At 65.4% G+C, this 21,400-nt stretch carries 28 protein-coding genes; 14 read left to right on the top strand and 14 right to left on the bottom strand.

What is annotated here, in order from left to right:
* The 10 genes from ABXG85_RS11465 to ABXG85_RS11420 form a co-directional block, all read left to right on the top strand.
* Positions 1–125, top strand: a 125-nt coding sequence (locus ABXG85_RS11465) for an EF-Tu C-terminal domain-related protein (RefSeq protein ID WP_486401647.1), incomplete at its 5' end; no start/stop codon positions are given.
* Between the two features lie 44 nt (positions 126–169).
* Entirely contained in the window at positions 170–334 is a 165-nt protein-coding gene (rpmG, locus tag ABXG85_RS11460; protein ID WP_071677190.1) for a 50S ribosomal protein L33, read from the top strand.
* The gene (gene secE, locus ABXG85_RS11455) at positions 334–516 is read left to right on the top strand and encodes a preprotein translocase subunit SecE (protein WP_353513762.1); all 183 of its coding nucleotides are present in this window, start codon (positions 334–336) and stop codon (positions 514–516) included. The genes rpmG and secE overlap by 1 nt, the downstream gene beginning before the upstream one ends.
* Positions 513–1,067: a transcription termination/antitermination protein NusG gene (nusG, locus tag ABXG85_RS11450; protein WP_353513761.1), complete on the top strand. Its 555-nt coding sequence runs from the start codon at positions 513–515 to the stop codon at positions 1,065–1,067. Before secE ends, nusG begins: the two co-directional genes overlap by 4 nt.
* 43 nt (positions 1,068–1,110) lie before the next feature.
* Positions 1,111–1,554 (top strand): 50S ribosomal protein L11, encoded by a 444-nt coding sequence (rplK, locus tag ABXG85_RS11445; protein ID WP_071677193.1) that lies wholly within the window; start codon positions 1,111–1,113, stop codon positions 1,552–1,554.
* On the top strand, positions 1,547–2,236 hold the full coding sequence (gene rplA / locus ABXG85_RS11440) for a 50S ribosomal protein L1 (protein ID WP_353513760.1): 690 nt from the start codon (positions 1,547–1,549) through the stop codon (positions 2,234–2,236). The genes rplK and rplA overlap by 8 nt, the downstream gene beginning before the upstream one ends.
* Before the next feature lie 202 nt (positions 2,237–2,438).
* Positions 2,439–2,960 (top strand): 50S ribosomal protein L10, encoded by a 522-nt coding sequence (gene rplJ / locus ABXG85_RS11435; protein ID WP_353513759.1) that lies wholly within the window; start codon positions 2,439–2,441, stop codon positions 2,958–2,960.
* Positions 2,961–2,970: 10 nt separating this feature from the next.
* On the top strand, positions 2,971–3,348 hold the full coding sequence (gene rplL, locus ABXG85_RS11430; protein WP_039457924.1) for a 50S ribosomal protein L7/L12: 378 nt from the start codon (positions 2,971–2,973) through the stop codon (positions 3,346–3,348).
* 66 nt (positions 3,349–3,414) lie between these two features.
* Complete coding sequence (locus tag ABXG85_RS11425) at positions 3,415–3,981, top strand: UbiX family flavin prenyltransferase (protein WP_353513758.1); 567 nt, start codon at positions 3,415–3,417, stop codon at positions 3,979–3,981.
* Positions 3,982–4,019: 38 nt separating this feature from the next.
* On the top strand, positions 4,020–5,138 hold the full coding sequence (locus ABXG85_RS11420) for an acyl-CoA dehydrogenase family protein (protein WP_353513757.1): 1,119 nt from the start codon (positions 4,020–4,022) through the stop codon (positions 5,136–5,138).
* Here ABXG85_RS11420 and ABXG85_RS11415 read toward each other — a convergent pair.
* Positions 5,135–5,905, bottom strand: coding sequence for an SDR family NAD(P)-dependent oxidoreductase (locus tag ABXG85_RS11415; protein WP_353513756.1), 771 nt, complete (start codon positions 5,903–5,905; stop codon positions 5,135–5,137). The genes ABXG85_RS11420 and ABXG85_RS11415 overlap by 4 nt on opposite strands.
* 4 nt (positions 5,906–5,909) lie before the next feature.
* A complete protein-coding gene (locus ABXG85_RS11410) occupies positions 5,910–7,037 on the bottom strand; it encodes an alanyl-tRNA editing protein (protein ID WP_353513755.1) in 1,128 nt (375 codons plus the stop codon).
* A 19-nt stretch (positions 7,038–7,056) separates the two neighbouring features.
* Between ABXG85_RS11410 and ABXG85_RS11405 the strand changes: the two genes are divergently transcribed.
* From ABXG85_RS11405 to ABXG85_RS11395, 3 genes are read left to right on the top strand one after another with little or no spacing between them, the layout of a single operon-like run.
* On the top strand, positions 7,057–7,476 hold the full coding sequence (locus ABXG85_RS11405) for a HEPN domain-containing protein (protein WP_353513754.1): 420 nt from the start codon (positions 7,057–7,059) through the stop codon (positions 7,474–7,476).
* Positions 7,457–7,786 (top strand): nucleotidyltransferase domain-containing protein, encoded by a 330-nt coding sequence (locus ABXG85_RS11400; protein ID WP_353513753.1) that lies wholly within the window; start codon positions 7,457–7,459, stop codon positions 7,784–7,786. Before ABXG85_RS11405 ends, ABXG85_RS11400 begins: the two co-directional genes overlap by 20 nt.
* Entirely contained in the window at positions 7,783–8,514 is a 732-nt protein-coding gene (locus tag ABXG85_RS11395; RefSeq protein WP_353513752.1) for a pseudouridine synthase, read from the top strand. Before ABXG85_RS11400 ends, ABXG85_RS11395 begins: the two co-directional genes overlap by 4 nt.
* Here the strand turns inward: ABXG85_RS11395 and pilO are convergent.
* The 10 genes from pilO to ABXG85_RS11345 form a co-directional block, all read right to left on the bottom strand.
* Positions 8,482–8,949, bottom strand: a complete 468-nt coding sequence (pilO, locus tag ABXG85_RS11390; protein WP_353513751.1) for a type 4a pilus biogenesis protein PilO — start codon at positions 8,947–8,949, stop codon at positions 8,482–8,484. The two genes, ABXG85_RS11395 and pilO, sit on opposite strands and share 33 nt — an antisense overlap.
* Positions 8,946–10,136: a type II secretion system F family protein gene (locus ABXG85_RS11385; RefSeq protein WP_353513750.1), complete on the bottom strand. Its 1,191-nt coding sequence runs from the start codon at positions 10,134–10,136 to the stop codon at positions 8,946–8,948. The genes pilO and ABXG85_RS11385 overlap by 4 nt, the downstream gene beginning before the upstream one ends.
* 3 nt (positions 10,137–10,139) lie before the next feature.
* Entirely contained in the window at positions 10,140–11,783 is a 1,644-nt protein-coding gene (locus ABXG85_RS11380; protein WP_353513749.1) for a GspE/PulE family protein, read from the bottom strand.
* Complete coding sequence (locus ABXG85_RS11375; protein ID WP_353513748.1) at positions 11,761–12,948, bottom strand: hypothetical protein; 1,188 nt, start codon at positions 12,946–12,948, stop codon at positions 11,761–11,763. Before ABXG85_RS11375 ends, ABXG85_RS11380 begins: the two co-directional genes overlap by 23 nt.
* 18 nt (positions 12,949–12,966) lie before the next feature.
* Complete coding sequence (locus ABXG85_RS11370) at positions 12,967–13,494, bottom strand: prepilin-type N-terminal cleavage/methylation domain-containing protein (protein ID WP_353513747.1); 528 nt, start codon at positions 13,492–13,494, stop codon at positions 12,967–12,969.
* Entirely contained in the window at positions 13,488–14,225 is a 738-nt protein-coding gene (locus tag ABXG85_RS11365; RefSeq protein ID WP_353513746.1) for a prepilin-type N-terminal cleavage/methylation domain-containing protein, read from the bottom strand. Before ABXG85_RS11365 ends, ABXG85_RS11370 begins: the two co-directional genes overlap by 7 nt.
* Positions 14,226–14,679: 454 nt before the next feature.
* Complete coding sequence (locus ABXG85_RS11360; RefSeq protein ID WP_353513745.1) at positions 14,680–15,132, bottom strand: prepilin-type N-terminal cleavage/methylation domain-containing protein; 453 nt, start codon at positions 15,130–15,132, stop codon at positions 14,680–14,682.
* A gap of 11 nt (positions 15,133–15,143) precedes the next feature.
* A complete protein-coding gene (locus tag ABXG85_RS11355; RefSeq protein WP_353513744.1) occupies positions 15,144–15,572 on the bottom strand; it encodes a type II secretion system protein in 429 nt (142 codons plus the stop codon).
* Positions 15,557–16,930, bottom strand: coding sequence for an O-antigen ligase family protein (locus ABXG85_RS11350; protein ID WP_353513743.1), 1,374 nt, complete (start codon positions 16,928–16,930; stop codon positions 15,557–15,559). The genes ABXG85_RS11355 and ABXG85_RS11350 overlap by 16 nt, the downstream gene beginning before the upstream one ends.
* 64 nt (positions 16,931–16,994) lie before the next feature.
* Positions 16,995–17,390: a type II secretion system protein gene (locus tag ABXG85_RS11345; protein ID WP_353513742.1), complete on the bottom strand. Its 396-nt coding sequence runs from the start codon at positions 17,388–17,390 to the stop codon at positions 16,995–16,997.
* Between the two features lie 151 nt (positions 17,391–17,541).
* Between ABXG85_RS11345 and ABXG85_RS11340 the strand changes: the two genes are divergently transcribed.
* Entirely contained in the window at positions 17,542–18,672 is a 1,131-nt protein-coding gene (locus ABXG85_RS11340; RefSeq protein WP_353513741.1) for a VanW family protein, read from the top strand.
* Here ABXG85_RS11340 and ABXG85_RS11335 read toward each other — a convergent pair.
* On the bottom strand, positions 18,614–18,874 hold the full coding sequence (locus ABXG85_RS11335) for a hypothetical protein (RefSeq protein ID WP_353513740.1): 261 nt from the start codon (positions 18,872–18,874) through the stop codon (positions 18,614–18,616). The genes ABXG85_RS11340 and ABXG85_RS11335 overlap by 59 nt on opposite strands.
* A complete protein-coding gene (topA, locus tag ABXG85_RS11330; RefSeq protein ID WP_486401650.1) occupies positions 18,874–21,378 on the bottom strand; it encodes a type I DNA topoisomerase in 2,505 nt (834 codons plus the stop codon). The genes ABXG85_RS11335 and topA overlap by 1 nt, the downstream gene beginning before the upstream one ends.
* Between the last annotated feature and the right edge of the window lie 22 nt (positions 21,379–21,400).

Genomic DNA, 21,400 nt, shown 5'->3' with positions numbered 1-21,400 from the left:
GGGACAATGTGACGTTTACGGTGGAGCTGATCAAGCCGGTGGCGTTGGAGGAGGGTTTGCGGTTTGCCATCCGGGAGGGTGGGCGGACCGTGGGCGCCGGCGTGGTCACCAAGATCCTGGAGTAAGCCCTAGGGGGGAGGTTTCCTCCCCCCTTTTTGCGAGGTGAGGCATGGCCAGCGAGGTCCGCATCAAGATCCTCTTGGAGTGCACCGAGTGCAAGCGCCGCAACTACGCCACCGAGAAGAACAAGCGCAACACCACCTCCAAGCTGGAGCTTAAGAAGTACTGCCCCTGGTGCGACAAGCACACCGTGCACCGGGAAGTGAAGGTCTGATGTTCGCCCGGATCGTCCGTTACTTCCAGGAAGCCCGGGCGGAGCTCGCCCGGGTCACCTGGCCCACGCGGGAGCAGATCGTTGAGGGCACCCAGGCGGTCCTTCTTTTCACCTTGGCCTCCATGGTGCTCCTGGGCCTTTACGACCTGGTTTTCCGCTTCCTCATAGGGCTTTTGCGATGAGCATCGAATGGTACGCGGTCCACACCTACGTGGGGCAGGAGGAGAAGGCCAAGGCCAACCTGGAGAAGCGCATCCAGGCCTTCGGCCTTCAGGACAAGATCTACCAGGTCCTGATCCCCACGGAGGAGGTGGTGGAGCTCCGCGAGGGGGGGAAGAAGGAGGTCGTCAAGAAGAAGCTCTTCCCCGGCTACCTCTTCGTGCAGATGGACCTGGGGGATGAGGAGGAGCCCAACGAGGCCTGGGAGGTGGTGCGGAGCACCCCGGGCATCACCGGCTTCGTGGGAGCGGGAAGCCGCCCCGTGCCCCTCTCCCCGGATGAGGTGCGGCACATCCTCGAGGTCTCCGGCCTTTTGGGCAAGAAGGAGGCCCCCAAGGCCCAGGTGGCCTTCCGAGAGGGGGACCAGGTCCGGGTCGTTTCCGGCCCCTTCGCGGACTTTACCGGCACCGTGACCGAGATCAACCCGGAAAAGGGCAAGGTCAAGGTCATGGTCACCATCTTCGGGCGCGAGACCCCTGTGGAGCTGGACTTTTCCCAGGTGGTCAAAGCCTAAAGGCGTTTGTACCCCTAACTTGGGGGGAGCCTAGGAGGGAAAAATGAAAAAAGTCGTTGCCGTAGTCAAGCTGCAGCTGCCCGCAGGCAAGGCCACGCCTGCGCCCCCGGTGGGCCCGGCCTTGGGCCAGCACGGGGCCAACATCATGGAGTTCGTCAAGGCTTTTAATGCGGCCACCGCCAACATGGGGGACGCTATCGTCCCCGTGGAGATCACCATCTACGCCGACCGCTCCTTCACCTTTATCACCAAGACCCCGCCCGCCAGCTACCTGATCCGCAAGGCGGCGGGTTTGGAGAAGGGGGCCCACAAGCCGGGGCGGGAGAAGGTGGGCCGCATCACCTGGCAGCAGGTGCTGGAGATCGCCAAGCAGAAGCTCCCCGACATGAACACCACCGACCTGGAGGCCGCTGCCCGCATGATCGCTGGCTCGGCCCGGTCCATGGGGGTGGAGGTGGTGGGCGCGCCGGAGGTGAAGGATGCCTAAGCACGGCAAGCGCTACCGCGCCCTCTTGGAGAAGGTGGACCCGAACCGGGTTTACACCATTGACGAGGCCGCCCAGCTGGTGAAGGAGCTGGCCACGGCCAAGTTTGACGAGACCGTGGAGGTCCACGCCAAGTTGGGCATTGACCCGCGGAAGTCCGACCAAAACGTGCGGGGCACGGTTTCCTTGCCCCACGGCCTCGGCAAGCAGGTGCGGGTTCTGGCCATCGCCAAGGGGGAGAAGATCAAGGAGGCGGAGGAGGCCGGAGCCGACTACGTGGGTGGGGAAGAGATCATCCAGAAGATCCTGGATGGTTGGATGGACTTTGACGCCGTGGTGGCCACCCCGGACGTGATGGGGGCGGTGGGGGCTAAGCTGGGCCGCATCCTGGGCCCCCGGGGCCTCCTCCCTAACCCCAAGGCGGGGACCGTGGGCTTCAACATCGGGGAGATTATCCGGGAGATCAAGGCGGGGCGGATTGAGTTCCGCAACGACAAGACCGGGGCCATCCACGCTCCCGTGGGCAAAGCGAGCTTCCCCGTAGAGAAGCTCGCCGACAACATCCGCGCCTTCATCAAGGCCCTCGAGGCCAGCAAGCCCGAGGCGGCCAAGGGCACCTTCCTCCGCTCCGTTTACGTGACCAGCACCATGGGGCCCAGCATCCGCATCAACCCCCATTCCTAAAGGCTTCCTTCGTGGGGGCTTGGCTTGACGCCAGGCCCTCCTTCCCTTAGACTTCAGGGTGGCACCCCGGGCGCCTTTGCGCCCAGGCCCAAGACAGCGGGGGGCTTCAGGCCTTAAACATCCCGCCGAGGCGCTTGAGGGGGAGCGTTTCGTAAAGCCCGAAAATCGGTTGGGGTTCCCCTGCCCCAAAAGGGAGGAAGGCGTGCCAAACAAGCGCAACGTTGAGCTTCTCGCCGCCCTCAAGGAAAGGCTTGAGGCGGCCCGTGGCTCCTTCTTCCTGGTGAACTACCAGGGGCTTTCCGCCAAGGAAACCCACGCCCTGCGCCAGGCGCTGAAGGAGAAGGGGGCGCAGCTTTTCGTAGCCAAGAACACCCTGATCCGGATCGCCTTGGAGGAACTGGGCCTGCCCAAACTCGATGGACTTCAGGGTCCAAGCGCCGTGGTCTTCTACGGGGACCCGGTGGCGGCGGCCAAGGCCCTGGTGGAGTTCTCCAAGAAGAACCCCAAGGGCATCCCCGAGGCCAAGGGCGGTCTGCTCCAGGGGCAGGTGCTTTCGGCCAAGGACGTGGTGGCCTTGGCGGAACTCCCCACCATGGACGAGCTCCGGGCGGAGCTGGTGGGGATCTTGCAGGCGCCCATGGCCGAGCTCGTGGGCGTCCTGGGGGGTGTGGCCCGGGAACTGGTAGGCATCTTGGATGCGTACGCGGAGAAGAAGGCGGCGTAGGAGGTAGAAGATGGCTTTGGACATCGAACGCATCAAGGAAGAGCTTTCCCAGGCGACGGTTTTGGAACTCAAGCAGCTCATTGACGCCCTCAAGGAGGCTTGGGGTGTGACCGCCGCTGCCCCCGTGGCCGTGGCTGCGGCCCCGGCCCAGGCGGCGGCTGCGGCTCCTGCTGAGGAGAAGACCGAGTTTGACGTGATCCTCAAAGACGCTGGGGCCAAGAAGCTGGAGGTCATCAAGGAGCTCCGGGCCATCACCGGGCTTGGCCTCAAGGAGGCCAAGGACCTGGCGGAGAAGGGCGGCCCCGTCAAGGAGGGCATCCCCAAGGCTGAGGCGGAGGAGATCAAGAAGAAGCTCGAGGCCGTGGGCGCGGTGGTGGAGCTGAAGTAAGTCCCCGCCCCACGGGGTGCCCCCCAGGCCCATTGGGCCTGGGGTTTTCCCTTTAGGATGGGAGGCATGCAGGCCTTACCCCGGGTGGTGGTGGGGATTTCGGGGGCAAGCGGCATGCCCTACGCCCTGGACCTCTTGGAGGCCCTCCAGGGCCTGGCCGAGGTGCACCTGGTGGTCTCCCAGGGGGCCAAGCGGGTGCTTTGGGAGGAGGCGGGTTTAAGCCCTAAGGACCTTTACCCCTTGGCGAGCCGGGTCTATCGGGATGCGGACCTGGGGGCTCCCATCGCCTCGGGCTCCTTCCCCACCCGGGGCATGGTGGTGGTGCCCTGCTCCGCCACCACCTTGGCCAAGATCGCCCTGGGCCTCGCCGACACCCTCCTCACCCGGGCGGCCTACGTGCACCTGAAGGAGAAAAGGCCCCTCATCCTGGTGCCCCGGGAAACCCCCCTGCCCCTTCCCACCCTTCGGGCCATGGTGCAGGCGGCGGAGGCGGGGGCTGTGGTTCTGCCGGCGAGCCCCGGCTTCTACCATCGGCCCCAGGCAGTCAAGGACCTCCTGGCCTTTGTCACCCAACGCATCCTGGACCATTTGGGCCTGAAGGCGGAGCGCGCCCCCCGTTGGGGCGAAACCTGACGCTTTTTTGCCCCCTTGCGGTGATACGATAGGGGGCGATGACCCTTACCCAGGAACAGAAGCTGGTCTTGGACACGGTGCGCAAGGTGGCCAAGGAGGTGCTTTACCCCCTGGCCCCGGAGTACGACAAGGAGGGAAAGTATCCCTGGCCGCAGCTTAGGGCCCTGGCGGAGCTTGGGCTTCTCGGCATGACCACCCCGGAGGCCTGGGGCGGGGTGGGGCTAGACTCCATCACCTGGGCCTTGGCCCTGGAGGAAATCGCCGCCGCCGACCCCAGCGTGGCGGTGATCCTTTCCGTGACCAGCGGGCTTCCCCAGTACATGCTTCTCCGCTTTGGTACCGAGGCGCAAAAGCAGAGGTATCTGGTGCCCCTGGCCCGGGGGGAGTGGATTGGGGCCTTCTGCCTCACCGAACCCCAGGCGGGCTCGGACGCTAAAAGCCTTCGCACCCAGGCCCGTAAGGTGCCAGGAGGGTACGAGCTGTACGGGGTGAAGAGCTGGATCACCTCCGCTGGCCAGGCTCACCTTTACGTGGTCATGGCCCGCACGGAACGGGGCATCAGCGCCTTCCTGGTGGAAAAGGACGCCAAGGGGCTATCCTTCGGTCCGCCCGAGGAGAAGATGGGCCTTCACGCCGCCCACACCGCGGAGGTGCGCCTGGAGGGGGTTTTCGTCCCCGAGGGGAACCTATTGGGGGAGGAGGGGCGTGGCCTGGCCTACGCCCTGGCGGGGCTGGACTCGGGGCGGGTGGGGGTGGCGGCCCAGGCGGTGGGCATCGCCCGGGGCGCTTACGAGATCGCCAAGGCCTACGCCGAGGAAAGGGAGCAGTTCGGCAAGAAGCTAAGGGAGCACCAGGCCATCGCCTTCAAGATCGCCGATATGCACGTGAAGATCGCCGCCGCCCGGGCCCTTACCCTGGAGGCGGCAGGGAAGAAGGACCTGGGGGAGCGCTTTACCCTCGAGGCCAGCGCCGCCAAGCTCTTCGCCAGCCAGGTGGCGGTGGAGGTGACCCGGGAGGCGGTGCAGGTCCTGGGGGGCTACGGCTACCACCGGGACTACCGGGTGGAGCGCTACTACCGGGACGCCAAGGTCACGGAGATCTACGAGGGCACCTCGGAGATCCAGCGCCTGGTGATCGCCCGGGAGCTTTACCGCTAGACGGGCCGGCCCGCCATCATGAAGCTGGCCGTCATCCCCCCGTCCACGGGCAGGATGGCCCCGGTGATGAAGCTGGCCTTCTCCGAGGCCAAGAAGAGCACCGCCTCCGCCACCTCCTCAGGCTGCCCCAGCCTGCGCAGGGCGTGGAGGTCCTCCCAGTCCCGGCGGGTCTTCTCCGGGTCTTCGGAGAGCAGGATCGCTTCCAAGACCGCCTCGGTGGCGATGGCCCCAGGGGCCACGGCGTTCACCCGGATGTTTAAGGGGGCGAGGTCTAGGGCTAAGGAGCGGGTGAGGTTCACCAGGCCCCCCTTGGAGGCGTTGTAGGCGGCGTTTTCCTGCTCGGCGAAGAGCCCTTGGACGCTGGCCACGTTCACGATGGCCCCGCCCCCCACCTTCTGCATCCTGCGGGCGGCCAGGGCGGAAAGGTGCATGGGAGCGGTGAGGTTCACCTCCAAAACCTTCCGCCAGGCGGGGAGCTTCACCGTGAGGGCCGAACCCGGGGCGGCGGTGGCGGCGTTGTTCACCAGGACATCGATCCGGCCTAGGGCCTTTTCCGCCTCCTCCACGAAGCGCACCCGGTCCCTCTCCTCCGCCAGGTCCGCCTGGACGAAAAACCCGCCCACCTCCTCCGCCACCTCCCGCCCCTCGGGCCTGAGGTCGCAGAGTGCCACCAAGGCCCCTTCCCGGGCGAAGGCCCGCACGAGGGCCCGGCCAATCCCCCTGGCGCCCCCGGTGACCAGGACGCCTTTCCCCTCAAAAAGCCCCATGCCCCTAGCTTACCCGCTTAGGGTCCAGGGCCTCCGCCACCTTCTCCTGGGGCAGGGCCCCCTGGACCACCTCCTTGCCCCCACCCTTGGCCCCCAGGGCCTTCAGGCCCTCCAAGACCTCCATCCGCTTGGGGCCTAAGAGGGCGAAGCGACCCTCCGGCGAGAGGAGGAGGAAGGTCTTGTCGCTCCAGGAAAGGAGCTTTTTGGCAAGCTCCCCTAAAACGGGGGCTGGGACCAGGAGCGCCCTGTCCTCCAGGGCCCGGGGGAGTAGGGCCTCCACCAGGGCTTCCTTTAGGGCCTGGTTTTCCCCCTTGAGGGCGTAAAGCTCTTCCTGGAGCTTCTGGATGGGCTTGTCCACGTCCAAGGGGTTGGTGGAAAAGCCAAGGGCCAGCCGGGAAAGGAGGGCGTGCTTGGCGTGGTAGTCTTCCAACGCCTCCCACCCCGCCACGAAGTAGACCCGGCTTCCCCCCTTGTACCGCTCCCACTTGAGGACCTTGATGGGCCCGGCTTGGGCGCTCGTCTTGAGGTGGGTGCCGCCGCAGGCGGCGAGATCGAAGTCCCCGATGCGCACCAGGCGTACCCGACCCTGCACCTTGGGGGGGCGTCTCAAGGGGTATTGGGCCAGCTCCTCCTCCGTCACCCAGAAGGCCTCCACGGGGTAGTCGGCGTAGACGGCGAAGGCCGCCAGGGCCTCCGCTTGCCGGAGCTTGTCCTCTTCCAGTTCCTCCTCGAGGTCCACGGTACACACCGCCGAGTCCAGGCTCACGGCCACGGTGTGGTACCCCCCGGCCCGGAGGAGGGCTTGGGAGAGGATGTGTTGGGCGGTGTGCCGCTGCATGTGGCGGAAGCGCCTTTCCCAGTCAATCTCCCCCTCCACCAAGGCCCCTTCGGGGACGGGGTGGGAGAGGACATGGACCACGTCCCCGAAGGCCTTTTCCTCCTCGTAGGCGTGGACCACCCGCACCTCCCCGAACGCCCCCCGCAGGACCCCGGTGTCCGCAGGCTGCCCCCCGGACTCGGGGTAGAAAAGGGTTTCCGAAAGCACGGCGTAGTGCCCTTTTTCGTCGCTCCAGGCCCTTAGGACCTGGGCCTGGAACCGGGTGGCGTAGCTGTCCCACTGGTAAAGCCTCATGCCCCTTAGGATAAGGAGGATGGCGCCCTTGGACTGGGAGGAGTTTGCCCGGTGGCTCGCCCAGGCCCGCCACACCCTGGACTCGGCAACGCGGGACCTGGAAAGGGGAGATTACGACTGGGCGAGCTTCAAGGCCCACCAAGGGGCGGAATATGCCCTAAAGGGGCTTCTCCGGGGCTTGGGACGCCCTGCCTTTGGGCATGCTCTCTTGCGCCTGGTGCAGGCCTTGCGGGAGTCGGGGGTGGAGGTGGGTGGGGAGGTGGAGGAGGCCGCCAAGGGGCTGGACCTTCACTACATCCCCGCCCGTTATCCCGACGCCTACCCGGAGGGAAGCCCTTACGAGTACTACACCGAGGCGAGGGCCAAAGAGGCCTTGGAGGCGGCCCGTAAGGTCCTTGTTTGGGTGGAGGAGGTGTGGCATGGCCTCCGAGGCGCTTAAGGCGCGGCAAGGGGTCTGGGAGGAGCTTCTCGCTGAGGCCCAGGAGTACGCTAGGCGGGTGCGGGAAGCCTTGGGGGAGGCCAAGGTGTACCTCTTCGGCTCCGTGGCCCGGGGTGACTTCAACCTGGCGAGCGACGTGGACCTTCTGGTGGTGTCCCCCCACCTCCCCCAGGATCCTTTGGAGCGCCTCGCCCTCCTCCAGCGGTTTAACCCGGGGCGGGTGGAGGCCAAGGGGCTCACCCCGGAGGAGTTTGCCAGGCTGGAGGCTAAGGGGGCCCTTTGGTGGCTGGAAGGGGCCAGGGAGCTATGAAGAGGGAGCGTCTGGATAGGCTCCTCGCCCGCCTGGGCCTGGGAAGCCGCAAGGAGGTGGCGCGGCTCGTGCGGGCGGGGCGGGTTTCCGTGGCGAAGGCGGTGGTGCGGGACCCGGGTTTCCCCGTGCCTCAGGGGGCGGAGGTGGCCCTGGACGGGAAGCCCCTTCAGGTGCGGCGCCACCACCACGTCCTCCTTCACAAACCCCAAGGTTACGTGACGAGCCGCAAGGAAGGCCCTTCCGTCTATGCCCTCCTGGAGGGCTTTCCCACCCGGGACCTTTCCCCGGTGGGCCGCCTGGACAAGGACACGGAGGGGCTTCTCCTCTTCACCACCCATGGGGAGCTCCTCCACCGCCTCACCCATCCCCGGCACAAGGTGGCCAAGCGTTATCTGGTGCACCTCCTCCACCCGGCCACCCCAGAAGACCAGAAGGCCTTCGCCCAGGGCCTTCTTCTGGATGGGGAAAGGCTACTGCCCGCCGAGCTTCGCCTCGAGGAGGACCCCAGGTGGGTGGAGCTGGTCCTTTGGGAGGGGCGCTTCCACCAGGTGAAGCGCATGTTCGCTGCCCGGGGCAACCGGGTGCTCTACCTGAAGCGGCTTTCCCTAGGCCCCTTAACCCTGGGGGATTTGCCCCTGGGTGCTGCCCGCTACCTCACGGCGGAGGAGGAGGAAGCCCTCTACCGGGCGGTGGGCCTAAGGGGCGAGGACCCGGAGGGTGAGGTCTAGGGCCAGGCGCTCTGCCCGTTCCCCGGAGGGCTCGAGGGCGTAGCTTTCCACCCAGAGGGGCTGGTCCAGGGAGGGGAGGGCCTCGAGAAAGCCCAAAACCCCGGTGTAGGGGCCTTGAAGCCGGAAGTGAAGCCGCCAGGCCCGGACGTTGCCGGCGCTTTCCGCCTCCCCAGGCTCCAGGGCGTGAAGCTCCAGACCTTTCCCTTCCGCCAGGCGGAAGAGGCCTTGGTAGAGGCGGGGAAGCTCCTCTTCCCGCAAGGGAGCTTCGGCCAGGGCCTGGGGAAGGCGTTGGCTGAGGGCTGTTATCTCTCTTTCCAAAGCCACCGCTTCGCTTCTTGTCCCTTGGTAGTCCCGGTAGGCGGAAAGGAGGGTGTTGGCGCTCCAGAGGAGGACCGCCAGGGGCAGGAGGAACCAAAGCCAAATAGGGAGTTTCATCGGCGCAGGATTCGCGAGAGGTCAAAGAGGGGCAGATACAGCGCTAGGGCGACCACGAGCATTATACCCCCCAGGACCAGGATGAGGGTGGGCTCGATGCTGGAGGAAAGCCGCTTCACCCCATAATCCACCTCCCGTTCCAGGTGGAAGGCGGCCTGGTAAAGCATCTGGTCCAGACTTCCCGCCTCTTCCCCCACCAGGGTTAGGCGCACCAGGATGGGCAGGAAGAGGGGTTCCCGGCCCATGGCTGCGCTTAGGGATTCCCCCCGCACCACCCGTTCTAAAACCCGGTCCAAAGCCTCGGCCAAGGCGGCGTTGCCCAGGGTGTTGCGGGTGGCCTCGAGGGCCTGGGTGATGAGCACCCCTCCTTCGTAGAGGGTAGCCAAGGTGCGGGCGAAGCGGGCCATGGCTGCCTTGTGCAGGACGGGCCCCACCAGGGGAAGCTTGAGGAGGAACCCATCCAGAAGCCGCGCTCCCCCAGGGGTCTGGTGGTAAGCCCTTAGGAAGTACGCCAGGCCCACCAGGAGAAGGAGAAGCCAAAGCCCGTTTTGCCGCACGAAGAAGGAGGTGCCAATGAGGAAGCGGGTGGGCCAGGGAAGCTCCGCCCCCGCCGCCCCGTAAAGCCGGGCGAAGACGGGGATGACGAAAAGGAGTAGCACCGCCACCACCAAAACCAAGACCGCCACCACGAAGGAGGGGTAGAGGAGGGCGGTGCGCACCTTCTCCCGCAGATCGTGGCTTTTGTCCAGGTACTCGGCGATGCGCCTTAGGACCACTTCCAAGGCCCCGCCCACCTCCGCCGCCCCCACCAGGGCCCGCACCAGGGGAGGGAAGACCTCGGGATAGGCGCCCATGGCCTGGGCCAGGCCCTCGCCCCCTTCCACCCGTTCCCGCACCCCTCGGGCTGCTTCTTTTAAAAGGGGATGGCGGCTTTCCAGGGAAAGGGTGTGCAGGGCCTGGGCCACGGATACCCCCGCCCCCACCAAGGTGGCGAACTCTTCCATGAAGAGGACGAGCTCGGGAAGGGGTACCCGCCTTCTGGTGGGTCGCCTTACCCTCTCCAGGCGCAAGGGGTAGAGCCCCATTTCCCGGAGGCGGCGCCTCGCCCCTTGCGGGGTTTCCGCCTCGAGGACGCCTCGGTAAATCCGTTCGCCTTTCTCGTCCGTGGCTTCGTAGAGGAAGCGCATGCCCTACTCCCAGATGCCCAGCACCCGCAAAAGCTCGCTCCCCGTGGTGACCCCTGCCCGCACCTGGTGAAGCCCCACCGCCCGCAGATCCCGGTGCCCCTGGGCCTTTGCGAGCTCCCGCAGTTCCCCCTCGCTGGCGCCTTGGCCCAGGCGGTAGAGGGCTTCCCGGTCCGGGGCGTAGACCTCGTAAAGGCCCACCCGTCCCTTGTACCCCGTGCCCCGGCAAAAAGGACACCCCTCCCCCCGCACCTCCATCTCGGGCGCTTCCTCCCCGAAGAAGAGGCGGGCCTCTTCGGAAAGGGGCTGGGGCCGGGCGCACTGGGGGCAGACCCGGCGCACCAGGCGTTGGGCCACGGTGCCGAGGAGGGTGGAGGCGAGGAGGTGCCTTTCCGCGCCCATTTCCAAAAGCCGGGTCACGGCGGCGATGGCGTCGTTGGCGTGGAGGGTGGCCAGGACCAGGTGCCCGGTGAGGGCGGCCCGGAGGGCGGTGTCCAGGGTTTCCGTGTCCCGCACCTCCCCCACCAGGATCACGTCGGGGTCCAGGCGGAGGACACTCCGCAGGGCCTCGGCGAAGGTGAGGCCGATCTTGGGCTGCACGGGGATCTGCACCACCCCTTCCAAGGGAAACTCCACGGGGTCTTCGATGGTGACGAAGGTCTTCTCGCGGGTGTACAGGCGGTCCAAGGCGGCGTAGAGGGTGGTGGTCTTGCCGCTTCCCGTGGGGCCGGTGACGAAGAGGATGCCGTGGGGCTTGCGCAGAAGCTTTTGGAAAAGGGCGAGCTCCTCGGGGAGCATCCCAAGCTCCGTCAGGCCGAGCCGCACCCCCGTGGGGTAGATGATGCGCAGGGTGAGTTTTTCCCCGTGGAGGCTCCCCACGGAGGCCACCCGCACCTCATAACGCTTGCCCTCAAAGGGGAAGGTGAAGTGGCCGTCTTGGGGACGGCGCCTTTCGGCGATGTCCATGCCCGCCAAGACCTTGAAGCGGGCGGCGAGGGGGGCTTCCAGGTCCTTGGGAAGCCGCTCTAGCTCTTGGATTACCCCATCCACCCGGGCCCGAACCGCCAGATGGGTTTCCTCTGGGTCTAGGTGAAGGTCGCTGGCGGTGAGGGCGATGGCCCGCTCCAAGAGGGCTTGGCCCAGGCGCACCGCAGGCATGGCCTCCAGGGTTAGGTCCACCTGGGCGGCTTCCTCCCGTCGGGTTTCCGCCTTGGGCCGGGCTTCCTCGGCCAAGAGGCGGTCCAGGGCCTCGAGGATTTCCCGGTCCGGGGCCAGGTAGGGCACGATTTCTTTTCCCGTGAGGAAGCGGAGCTCGTCCAGGAGGGCCAGGTCCGAGGGGTGGGCCATGGCCACATGGAGGCGGTTGCCCTCCACCCTGAAGGGAAAGACCCGCTTTTCCCGGGCGAAGCGGGGGTCTAGAAGGCGTAGGGCCTGGGGGTCGGGAGAAAGCTCCGCGAGGCGGACAAGGGGGGCCCGCTGCTGATCGGCCAGAACCTGAGCCAGGTCTTCCTCCTTCACATAGCCCCGCCGCAGGAGGATCTGCCCTAGGAGGTCCCCGGTGCGGGCCTGCTCCTCTAGGGCGGTCTGGAGTTGCTCTTCGCTGAGGTACCCAAGGCGCAGGAGGAGTTCACCGAGCTTGGGCCTTTGCAACCTCCACCTCCCAGGCGTACACGGTTTGCCCCCCTACACTTGCCCGCTCCAGGGGGCCCACCCGCCCTCCTAGCCTTTGGGCCAAGAGCAGGGGGGCGTAGGGGTCTAGGGCCTTGCCCTCTAGGAAGAGGCGGCCCTCTCCGGCCTCTAGGCGGGTAAGCCAGAGGCTTTCCGGCTTTTCCGCCGCCACCTTGAGGATCTCCTCCAGGCCGAGCCCCTGGGGCCTCGCCGGTTGGAAGGCCTGCTCCCGCAAGAGGGCCGCTTCCCGTCGGAGGCTTTCCAGGCGGGCCCTTTCCCGGGTGGCCATCTGGTGGAGGAAGCTTTGCCCGAGAAGCCCCAGGACAAAGAAGAGGGAGGCGAGGAAGACGGCGAGCTGGGCCTCCCGCGGTAACCCCTCCCCCAAGGGGCGCCGCCTTGGCTTGAGGTCTAGGGATAGCTCCCGGGCCTGGGCGAGGGTCTCTAGGTTTTGGGGCACCTCTTGGGCAATCCGCTTGGCGGGGAAGGCAGGGGGTACGGGGGGTGGGGTGGGAAGGCCCAGAAGCCAAGCCTCCTCCACCTCCCCCGGGTGGCCGAAGAGGGCAAGGGAGCGGGCCACCTCTTCCGAGAGGGCTTCCGTTCCGGCGTCCGCCTCGAGGGTAAGGTAGCGGAAGCCCTTGAGCACCCCCCCCTCAAAGAGGGCCACGGTGTGGGCTAGGTTTTCCAAGACCAAAAGGGTGTGCGCTTCGCTCCGCCTGAGGGCGTGGCGCCAGAGGAGGAGGGGCAAAGGCTCCAGGCGGCTCGGCCGCAGGCGGCCTAGGAGGAGGGCCCCTTTCTTGGGCATGGCGGCGTAGAGGACCCGTACCCTGCGCTCGTCCTCCGGGGCGGCGAGGAGGTAGTCGGCGAGAAGCGCTTCCCCGGCGAAAAGGGGGCTTCGCTCCGCCTCGGCCAGGACGGCTTCCTCCAGGGGGAAGCCCTCGAGGCTCGGGAAGGCTTGGAGCCGGAGGAGGGCGAACTCCGGCCCGAGCCCCACGTACCCTCCCCGGTCTCCTAGCTCCCGAAGCCTTCGAAAGAGCCGCTCGTAGCGGGGCCTTCCCTCCTCGTCCAGAAACCCCTCCGCCGGGAAGCTTTCTACCCGGCCTTCCTCGTAGCGCAAGAGGCGGTTTCGCAGGGCAAAAAAGAGGGGCATAATCGGTCCACCCCCAGTTTATCCGCTGCGCAAGGTTACGACTAAGGGTGGGAAGCGGTAGTCCCGTCCCCCTATTCTTAGGGTGAGGGCTTTGCCGTTGAGGGTGCTGGAGTCGCAGGGCGCATCCATGAGGTAGACGCCCTCATCCCCATAACAGAAGGCGGCGTTGGGAAGAAGGGCGGGGGCAAGGAGATCCTGGAAACCGCTGTTCGTGCCACTGCCGCAGTTGGTTGCTGTCCACGAAGCCCTTTGGAGGCGGCCCGCTTGCAAACGGTACTGCACGCAAAGGGGGTTCGGCGAGGCACTTACCTGGACCACGAAGCCCGTGGTGCTGCTGGCGGTAAGGCCCACGTTGGTGGCGCTACGCAGGTCCTTGCCCAGGGAGTTCCTGAGGTCTGCCATCAGGGCTTGGGCTTGCAGAAGGGCGCCTTCCCCTTGGCTACGCGTGCCGGAAAGGAGCAGGGTGGAAAGGGCTAGGGCCAAGAGGCCTACCAGGAGGATCACCACGGCTAGCTCCGTCAAGGTTAGGCCCTGTCGCTTCACCATCTCACCTCGCACGGGCTTACCGTGTACTCCCTACCCAGGGCGTCGCGCAAGCGAAGGCTAAAGGTATAGGTCGTGTTCCTAGAGAAATTTCTGGAGAACTGCAGGCGGATTTGGGTGTTAGCGGTTAGGGAGAGGGGCCAGAGGAGGTTTGCAAATCCGCTTCCTGAGGCATAGTTCCCGAAGTAGAGAATTAGGGGTAAAGGGGTTATTTGTGTAATTTGTCGCAACCTTTGATTAGCGGGGGTGTTAGGTGACCAACTTAGGGAAAATGCGGTGTACGTGTTTCCCGTGGGGGGTAGCGAGAGGATAACCTGTCTCCGGTTCCCGGGAGCGCAGCTGCCGGCGATGGGGGGTGGGCTCGAGGGAGACACTTCTACCCGGGTTACCTCGGCCAAGAGCTGGGCTCCTTCGTATACCTTTATCGTGGTGATTTCCCGGGAAATGGTAGAGAGCGCTTCGCTCCTTGAGCTTTGGCAGACTTCATAGGTTTTCCCCCCCAAGGTGAGGCTCTGCGTGCTGGGACAATTTGCCAAAGAGGCGTCCTCTTCTAAAAGCGTTTCCGCCACAAAGAGCCCGTCCTGGGCTATTTGCGTGCCTCCTCCGCTTTGGATTGTGGAGGACAAGGCGTTGACAATTAGGATGAGGACGGCCAACAGAAGGAGGGCCAGGGCTACTTCAACAAGGCTGAACCCCTTGGAGCTAGCCAAGACATGTGCCCTATAGGGGTTCATGGACCTACCTCCCACTCTTCTACCACGTCATCCGTAGCGTTGTAGACTGCCCTAACCCATGCTACGGCTCCGCCGCTTTCCCCTGCAGCACGGATTGTGAAGTGCCTTTTCCCTCCAGAAAGGGTTTGGGAAACCGCACAGTTTACTCCCCCCAGGCTTCCTGTGCTATAGCAGTATCTTCCCACGTAATCCGCAGCAGCGGAGCTACAGGGCGACGAGGTTTGGCATACCAGAACGGGTTGGGTAGCGTAGACGGGGTTGTTGGGGTTCGCTTGGATGAGGGCAATGGCTTCCCGAGCCCCCGCTTCGGCCAAATAGAGGGCTTGTAGGGCCGCTTGGGTTTTCAGGGTTCTTTCCGCGTTCAGGCGGGCAAGTAGGGAGTAGGGGAGGAGGAGGATGCCCAAAAATCCGAGGATCAAGGCCACAAGCAAGAGAAGATAGCCCCTTGCGCCCATCAGAACGCTCCCTGGCAATAGGCGCTGATCCCCGAGGTGTATGGGCGGAAGACCACAATGCGGGCCTCGGGTTCGGTGGCGGGGTCCCCTGCTTTGGCCAGCTGGCCAAAGGGGTTATACCCGTCCATGCAGTACTCCCGTCCTGGCCGGTAGCGAAGGATGATCTGGTAGTTGTAGCTGCCGTAGGGGTTCCGCTTGAGGAAGGGCTCCTCCCAGGTGTCCTTTTTGTAAGGGGAATCTAAGGCCGCCCACACCTCGTCCAGGCCTGGAGGGCGCCTTAGCTGCACGGTGAGGATGCGCACCGTGGAGTTGAGGGCCAGAAGGGTTTTCCGGGCGGCAGCCTGCTCCGCCTGGAGGGAGAGGTCCACGAACCGGGGCACCGCGATGGCTGCTAGGATGCCAAGGATCACCAGGACGAGGGCAAGCTCTATAAGCGTGAAGCCTTTCCCCATGGTTCGCCACCCTATTCTAGGGTATCCGGATGGCCCCGGAGGCAACGGATGGGCACGGTGACCGTGGTGGGGCTCACCGCGATGAGGAAGACCGAACAGGCTTCATCCGCATAGAGGTAGGCCAGGCGCTCCCCGGCGTTGCAGGAGGCGTTTTGGTTGTGGTCCCAGTAGGCCACCGTGGTTCCCGAGGGACAAGAGGAGGAAAGCCGAAGGTCCAAGGGGTTTCCCAAAAGGGCTTTCAGCTGGTTCCAGGTGGGTACGGTTTTGTTTTGGGCTACGAAGATGGCGTAGGCGGAGCGTAGGTTTCGTAGGGCCTCTTGCCGTTGGGCTTTGCGGGCTTGCGTTTGCAGGTCTAGATATCGGGGTACGGCCACGGCAGCGAGGATCCCCGCCATTAAGAGGACGAGGGCAAGTTCTATCAGGGTCAAGCCCTTTGCCATCGCTCCTTTTGTGTCCAAAACGCCCCTAAGGTCAGAAGGGCCACGGGCGTGACGTGGACGCTATCATACCAGGTCAGCCCATAGACGAGATACCCCACCAGGACGAGGGTCAAGGGGAGCGTGTTCCAGGAGGCTTGGCTGAAGGCGGAGCCAAGCCATAGGAGGTAGGCGAGGCCTCCCAGAATGCCTACCGATAAGACAAGGTCCAGCAGTAGGTTGTGCGCCTTGGCGTAAGGAGATGGGGCGAGGAGGCGAAGACCTTGGGAGTCTTCTAGGTAGATGAGGCGGTCTTCGCCTTGGATAACCCGCACAGGAGGGGTAAGGGCGATGGGTGTCTGGTCGCGCTCTTTTCCGTTCCAGTCCACGACATAGGGATAAGCTCGGGCGAACCCGTCAAAGCCCCAGCCTAAGAGAGGCCGTAGGGGGATGGCCGCTATAGCCTTTTGCCAAAGTTCCAGTCGGCCTGAGCTGTAGGCGTTGGCCTCGGCGAAGCTGGGGCCCAAGTCAGAGAAGAGCTTTCGGGGTTCCACAAGTTGGGCGTGGGTCGCTCCCCAATATACGCCAAAGGTAAGGGTCCCCACCCCTAGAAGCTTCCAGACGCCCCGGAGTGGCTCGGAACGTGCGCCAAACATGCCCAAAAACAGGAGGGGTAGCCAAAGGGCGAGCCACCCACCCCGGGTTTGGGTAAACCAAAGGGCTAGGCTTCCCAGGGCGAAGAGGAGAAGGAGTCCCCAGCTTGGCCTGCGAAGGTAATGCCCTGTGAGGAAGAGCCCCAGCAGAGCAAGAACCCCAGCCGCGTGCCCCCGGTGGGAGGTAAGGCCGATGGGCATCTGCCCTCGGTGCACTCCAGAGGCGGTGGCTTCCGGGTTTTCTTGGCACTGGGTTTTGGCCACGTCCAAGCAACGTACGTAGGTTTGGCCTTGGGTGTGGGTGTAGTCCAGCTTCCAGTTCCAGACTTGGGGGAAAATGGCCAGGGCGTGGAGGCTAAAGGCCAGAAAAAGCGCCGTTGCGAAACGTTTGGGAGCTACGAGGCCTGTTTCTAAGGCCAGGTAGGTTGCCCAGGCGAAGGCTACCCCTAAGGCCCAAAACCGCAACCCGTCCCCTACGCTAGGGTAGCCGGTAAAGCTCCAGATGGGTTGGGGTGAGAGGAGGGTGGCGGCGATGCCCGAGAAGAGGAAGCCTAGAGAGGCAAGGAGGGCCGGGTGCCTTCCTTTTAGGTAGGGTGCGCGGTGTTTCCGGGCAAGTGCCCCAAGAAGAGTCCCCATGACGAAGACGGCCATCCCGGCTTCTCGGGGAGCATTCCATATCGCCTCGTGCCCCTGCCCCCAAGGGTTGATGGCGGTGAGGGCTGCGAGCAAGCTAAGAAGAAGAACCCCCTCGAGGGGGGTAGGCCTCGAGGGGGGATCGAGGGATGCCATTGCTTTACTTAAAGCGAAGGTTTACCTTCAAGGCAGAGTTGGAGTCTTTGTAGGTTTTCGCCCCGCTGGCATAGATGGAGATATCGGCATTGCCCGCAGAGGGGTTTGCGGCGTTACAGGCAATGGTCACGTTGCCCTGGAGGACAACCTGGGAGCTACCGCTGCTGATGTTCACCCCCTCTAGCCCATTGAGAACGTCCGCGCACGTGTCGGGATAGTCTTTGTTCTGGGCCACGTAAATGGCGTAAGCGGACCGGACGGAGCTCGCTGTGGCTTGGACGGCTGCATCCTTGGCATCCCCGGAAAGGTCCACAAACCGGGGTACCGCGATGGCCACCAAAATCCCGATGATCACGATGACGATGGCGAGCTCTATGAGCGTGAAGCCTTTTGCCTTCATCTCTGCACCTCCCTTACAGGTCCCAGGATGGGGGTGGCGTGTGAAAACGGTGTGAAAGCTGGGACCTAGGCCGAAGGTTACCATCTGAACCCTAGGGGTGCAAGGGGCATCCTTCACAGGCCTTTCATCGGGGGCGTGCTACCCTTGGGGCATGCGCTCGAGGTGGGTTTTTCTCCTTCTCCTTCTGGGTCTTGGGGAGGCTTGGGGGCAGAGCCCACCCCTGGAGGCGCTTTTGGTCTTGGAGGAGGACGTCATAGAAGAGGGGAGGCTTGTGGCCTACACCGGGGTCAAGCGCTACCCCGTGGCCTCGGAGGCGGAGCTAAAGGCCCTCCTCAAGCAGCTTGCCCGCCCCCCCCGCCCTCCCCGCTTCGTCTACCAAGAGGGCAGGTGGCGGGGGGTGGAGAAAAAGGGGCTTAGCTTCGTGGAGGAGGAGGTCCTTTCTGCCTACCGGGAGGCGTTGGCCAAGGGGAAGAAAAGCTTCCGCCTCCCCGCACGCTATATCCCGCCAAGCCCAAGCCTAAAGGACCTTTTTGCCCTCGGGGTGCGGGAGCACCTGGCCACAGGGGAGACGGACTTTAGGGGCTCTAGCCGGGAGCGGACCCACAACCTCCTCTTGGCCTCCAGCAAGCTGGATGGCCTTCTCCTCCCCCCGGGGACCTTTTCCTTCAACCAGGCCCTGGGGCCCATCACCGAGGAGGAGGGCTACCGAGAGGCCTTCGTCATCGTGGGGGACCGCACGGAACAGGGGGTGGGGGGTGGGGTGTGCCAGGTGTCCACCACGCTGTTCCGCGCCTTCTTCCTCGCCGGGCTTCCCATCCTGGAGCGCCACGCCCACAGCTACCAGGTGGCCTACTACAAGCCCCCCGGCCTGGATGCTGCGGTGATCCAGCCCTACAAGGACCTGAAGGCCCTGAACGACACCCCGGGCCACATTCTGGTGCAGCGCTCCGTGGTGGGCACCCGGCTCCGCTTCCACCTCTTCGGCACCAAGGACCGGGAGGTTTCCTGGGAAGGGCCCGTGATCACCGAGCGTAAGCCGCCCCTACCCCCCAAGGAGATCCTGGACCCCTCCTTGCCCCCGGGGGTGCGCAAGCAGGTGGACTTCGCCGCCGAGGGGGCCCGGGCAGAGGTGCGCCGCAAGGTGCGCTACGCCGATGGCCGGGTGCGGGAGGACCGCTTTTTGAGCGTCTACCGCCCCTGGGGGGCGGTCTATTTGGTGGGGCCTAGCCCCACTCCAACAGCACCGCCTGCGCCACCGGCAGGAGGCGGTGGGGCTCCTTAACCCAGGCGGCTTCCCCTTTCCTGAGGTGCAGGTAGCGGCCCTCGGGGAGGTCTATGACCAGCTCCCCCTCCAAAAGGAGGTAGAAGGCGGTGCCATTGCGATCCTCCGCTTCTGTTAAGGGATAGGCCTTCAAGGGGGTGCCCGGCACCTCCACCCGTTCCGCCCGGGCCAGGCGCAGGAGGTGGAGCTTGAAGCTTTCCATCAGGCGGGGGCCACCTCCTTCTTGGCCCGGCCCTTTTGCATCCGGAGCTTAAAGAGGGCCCGCTTGGCGAGCTTAGCCTCCGCCTCCGCGAGGGCCTTTCCCTGGGCTAGGGCTTCCACCGCCTGGCGCTCTTCCGGGAGGAGGTTTGGGAGGAAGGCCTTCAGGGCCTCCCAGTCCGCTGGGGGTTTGGGGGTGCTGGGGGCCTTGGCGTTTTTCTTGGCCTTCTTCGGCCCTTGGGCCCTGGGGGCAGGAAGGAGCTTGGGGTCGTGGGCCGGGCAGGTGGGGTTGAGGCAGGCCCCTTCTCCCTTCTTCACCAAGGGCCAGCCGCAGCTGGGGCAGGGCTTTTCCAAGAGGGGGTAGAAGGAGAGGAAGTCGCAGGCGTTGTTTTCGCACTTGTAGTAGGGCTTGCCCCGCTTGCTCCGCTTTTCCAGCACCCGGCCGCCGCACTTGGGGCAGGTGTGGCCCGTGGGCTTGCCGTCGTCCCGGGTGTAGTCGCACGCCGGGTAGCCGGAACAGGCGATGAAGCTCCCGTAGCGGCCTTCTTTGCGCAAGAGGGGTTTGCCACACTTGGGGCAGGCCTCCCCGATGGGCTCCGCCTGCTTTTTTTCCAAGGGCTCGGTGTAGGTGCACTCCGGGTAACCGGTGCACCCCAAGAACTGCCCGTAGCGGCTCACCTTGAGCTCCAGGGGGCGGCCGCACTTCGGGCAGGTCTTCTTGGGCACCTGGGCCAGCTCTCCTAGGAAGGGCTCATAGAACTCCCAGACCACCTGGGGCCAAGGGGCCTTGCCCTCTTCCACCTGGTCCAGGCGGTCTTCCATGCGGGCGGTGAACTCGTAGGCCACCACCTGGGGGAAGCGTTCTTTAAGGTAGCGGGTCACCTCCCGGCCCAAGGGGGTGGGGAGGAGGGTGCGCCCCTTGCGCTCCACGTAGCCCCGTTTTTCCAAGGTTTCCAGGGTAGGGGCGTAGGTGGAGGGGCGGCCGATGCCCAGCTCCTCCATGGTCTTCACCAGGCTGGCGTCGGTGTAGCGGGGCGGGGGCTCGGTGAAGCGCTCCTCGAGGCCAACCTCCAGGAGCTTGGCCTCGGCTCCTTCCGGCACCGCGGGCACCGGGGGCTCTTCCTCCTCTTCCTCCCTGCCCCAGGCCTTCAGGTAGCCTTCGAACTTGAGCACGGAGCCGGAGGCGCGGAAGCGGAGGCGGCCTTTTTCGTCCTCGAGGACCACCGCCGTCTGCTCGTAGAGGGCGTCTTTCATCTGGCTTGCCAGGAAGCGGCGCCAGATGAGGTCGTAGAGGCGGTACTCCTCCTCGGAGAGGTACTTGCGCACCCTCTCCGGGGTGCGCCGGGGGTCGGTGGGGCGGATGGCCTCGTGGGCGTCCTGCACGCCCTCTTTGCGGTTTTTGTAGACCCTGGGCGCCTCGGGCAGGAAGGCTTCGCCGTAGAGCTGGCCGATGACCTCCCGGGCCGAGGCCAGGGCCTCGGGGGAGATGCGCACGGAGTCCGTGCGCATGTAGGTGATGAGGCCCACGGTGCCCTCGGGGAGGTCTACCCCCTCGTAGAGGCGCTGGGCGATGCGCATGGTGCGGCTGGCCGTGTAGCCCAGGCGGCTGCTGGCCGCTTGCTGCAGGGTGGAGGTGGTGAAGGGGGGCGGGGGGGATTTGCGCCTTTCCTTCACCTCCACCTGGGCCACGCGGTAGGCCCCTTTTTGGGCTTCCGCCGCCAGGGCCTTGGCCTCCGCCTCGGTCTTCAGGTGGAGCTTGCCCTCCTTCTCCCCTTGGCCCGCCCAGAGGCGCTTCCCCTCCACCTCGTAAAGCAGGACGGGGAAGGTCTTACCTTCCACGGCGAAGCGGCCTTTGAGGAGCCAGTACGCCTCTTTTGCAAAGGCCTCGATCTCCTCCTCCCGCTCCGCTACCAGCCGCAAGGCCACGCTCTGCACCCGGCCGGCGGAGAGGGCCCGCTTACGGAACTCCAGGGAGAGGAGGGGGGAGAGGTTATAGCCCAAGAGGCGGTCCAGGACGCGGCGGGCCTGTTGGGCGTCCACCAGGTTCTGGTCGATGGGGCGGGGCTTCTCCACCGCCTGGCGCACCACCTTGGGGGTGATCTCGTGGAACTCCACCCGGATAGGCTCCTTGGGGTCGCGGCCCAAAAGCCGGGCCACGTGCCAGCCGATGGCCTCCCCTTCCCGGTCGGGGTCGGTGGCGATGAGGAGGCGCTTGCCTTGGGCGGCCCGTTTGAGCTCCTCCACCACGGGCTTTTTGTCCTTCTTTACCTCATAGGTGGGGGCGAAGTCCCGGTCCACGTCCACCCCCAGCTCCCGCTCGGGGAGGTCGGCCACGTGGCCGCGGCTCGCCCGCACCTCGTAGGCGGAGCCCAGCATCTTCTGGATGCTTTTGGCCTTGGCGGGGGACTCCACCACCACCAAGGTGGTGGCCCCGCTCAGGGTAGGGTCTTTGCCCGCGGCCTGGGCTGCTTGGGTGCTGGTTCGCCCTGGGGTGCGCTTCTTCGGCATCGCCCCCTATTTAGGGGGGTGG

The organism is Thermus sp. LT1-2-5 (assembly GCF_040363165.1).
Taxonomy (GTDB): domain Bacteria; phylum Deinococcota; class Deinococci; order Deinococcales; family Thermaceae; genus Thermus.
The sequence above is the reverse complement of the archived record's forward strand: the minus strand, read 5'-3'. Positions and strand labels throughout refer to the sequence as shown.

Excerpts from the sequence above, each read along its gene's own strand:
- ABXG85_RS11385 (WP_353513750.1), bottom strand. The coding sequence starts at position 10,136 with ATGCGCTTCCTCTACGAAGCCACGGACGAGAAAGGCGAACGGATTTAC.
- ABXG85_RS11360 (WP_353513745.1), bottom strand. The coding sequence starts at position 15,132 with ATGGGGAAAGGCTTCACGCTTATAGAGCTTGCCCTCGTCCTGGTGATC.
- secE (WP_353513762.1), top strand. The coding sequence starts at position 334 with ATGTTCGCCCGGATCGTCCGTTACTTCCAGGAAGCCCGGGCGGAGCTC.
- ABXG85_RS11415 (WP_353513756.1), bottom strand. The coding sequence starts at position 5,905 with ATGGGGCTTTTTGAGGGGAAAGGCGTCCTGGTCACCGGGGGCGCCAGG.
- ABXG85_RS11335 (WP_353513740.1), bottom strand. The coding sequence starts at position 18,874 with ATGGAAAGCTTCAAGCTCCACCTCCTGCGCCTGGCCCGGGCGGAACGG.
- ABXG85_RS11370 (WP_353513747.1), bottom strand. The coding sequence starts at position 13,494 with ATGGTGAAGCGACAGGGCCTAACCTTGACGGAGCTAGCCGTGGTGATC.
- rplK (WP_071677193.1), top strand. The coding sequence starts at position 1,111 with ATGAAAAAAGTCGTTGCCGTAGTCAAGCTGCAGCTGCCCGCAGGCAAG.
- ABXG85_RS11375 (WP_353513748.1), bottom strand. The coding sequence starts at position 12,948 with ATGCCCCTCTTTTTTGCCCTGCGAAACCGCCTCTTGCGCTACGAGGAA.
- ABXG85_RS11365 (WP_353513746.1), bottom strand. The coding sequence starts at position 14,225 with ATGAACCCCTATAGGGCACATGTCTTGGCTAGCTCCAAGGGGTTCAGC.
- ABXG85_RS11355 (WP_353513744.1), bottom strand. The coding sequence starts at position 15,572 with ATGGCAAAGGGCTTGACCCTGATAGAACTTGCCCTCGTCCTCTTAATG.
- ABXG85_RS11420 (WP_353513757.1), top strand. The coding sequence starts at position 4,020 with ATGACCCTTACCCAGGAACAGAAGCTGGTCTTGGACACGGTGCGCAAG.
- ABXG85_RS11345 (WP_353513742.1), bottom strand. The coding sequence starts at position 17,390 with ATGAAGGCAAAAGGCTTCACGCTCATAGAGCTCGCCATCGTCATCGTG.
- nusG (WP_353513761.1), top strand. The coding sequence starts at position 513 with ATGAGCATCGAATGGTACGCGGTCCACACCTACGTGGGGCAGGAGGAG.
- ABXG85_RS11340 (WP_353513741.1), top strand. The coding sequence starts at position 17,542 with ATGCGCTCGAGGTGGGTTTTTCTCCTTCTCCTTCTGGGTCTTGGGGAG.
- ABXG85_RS11400 (WP_353513753.1), top strand. The coding sequence starts at position 7,457 with ATGGCCTCCGAGGCGCTTAAGGCGCGGCAAGGGGTCTGGGAGGAGCTT.
- pilO (WP_353513751.1), bottom strand. The coding sequence starts at position 8,949 with ATGAAACTCCCTATTTGGCTTTGGTTCCTCCTGCCCCTGGCGGTCCTC.
- rplL (WP_039457924.1), top strand. The coding sequence starts at position 2,971 with ATGGCTTTGGACATCGAACGCATCAAGGAAGAGCTTTCCCAGGCGACG.
- topA (WP_486401650.1), bottom strand. The coding sequence starts at position 21,378 with ATGCCGAAGAAGCGCACCCCAGGGCGAACCAGCACCCAAGCAGCCCAG.
- rplA (WP_353513760.1), top strand. The coding sequence starts at position 1,547 with ATGCCTAAGCACGGCAAGCGCTACCGCGCCCTCTTGGAGAAGGTGGAC.
- ABXG85_RS11405 (WP_353513754.1), top strand. The coding sequence starts at position 7,057 with ATGGCGCCCTTGGACTGGGAGGAGTTTGCCCGGTGGCTCGCCCAGGCC.
- rpmG (WP_071677190.1), top strand. The coding sequence starts at position 170 with ATGGCCAGCGAGGTCCGCATCAAGATCCTCTTGGAGTGCACCGAGTGC.
- ABXG85_RS11395 (WP_353513752.1), top strand. The coding sequence starts at position 7,783 with ATGAAGAGGGAGCGTCTGGATAGGCTCCTCGCCCGCCTGGGCCTGGGA.
- ABXG85_RS11410 (WP_353513755.1), bottom strand. The coding sequence starts at position 7,037 with ATGAGGCTTTACCAGTGGGACAGCTACGCCACCCGGTTCCAGGCCCAG.
- ABXG85_RS11425 (WP_353513758.1), top strand. The coding sequence starts at position 3,415 with ATGCAGGCCTTACCCCGGGTGGTGGTGGGGATTTCGGGGGCAAGCGGC.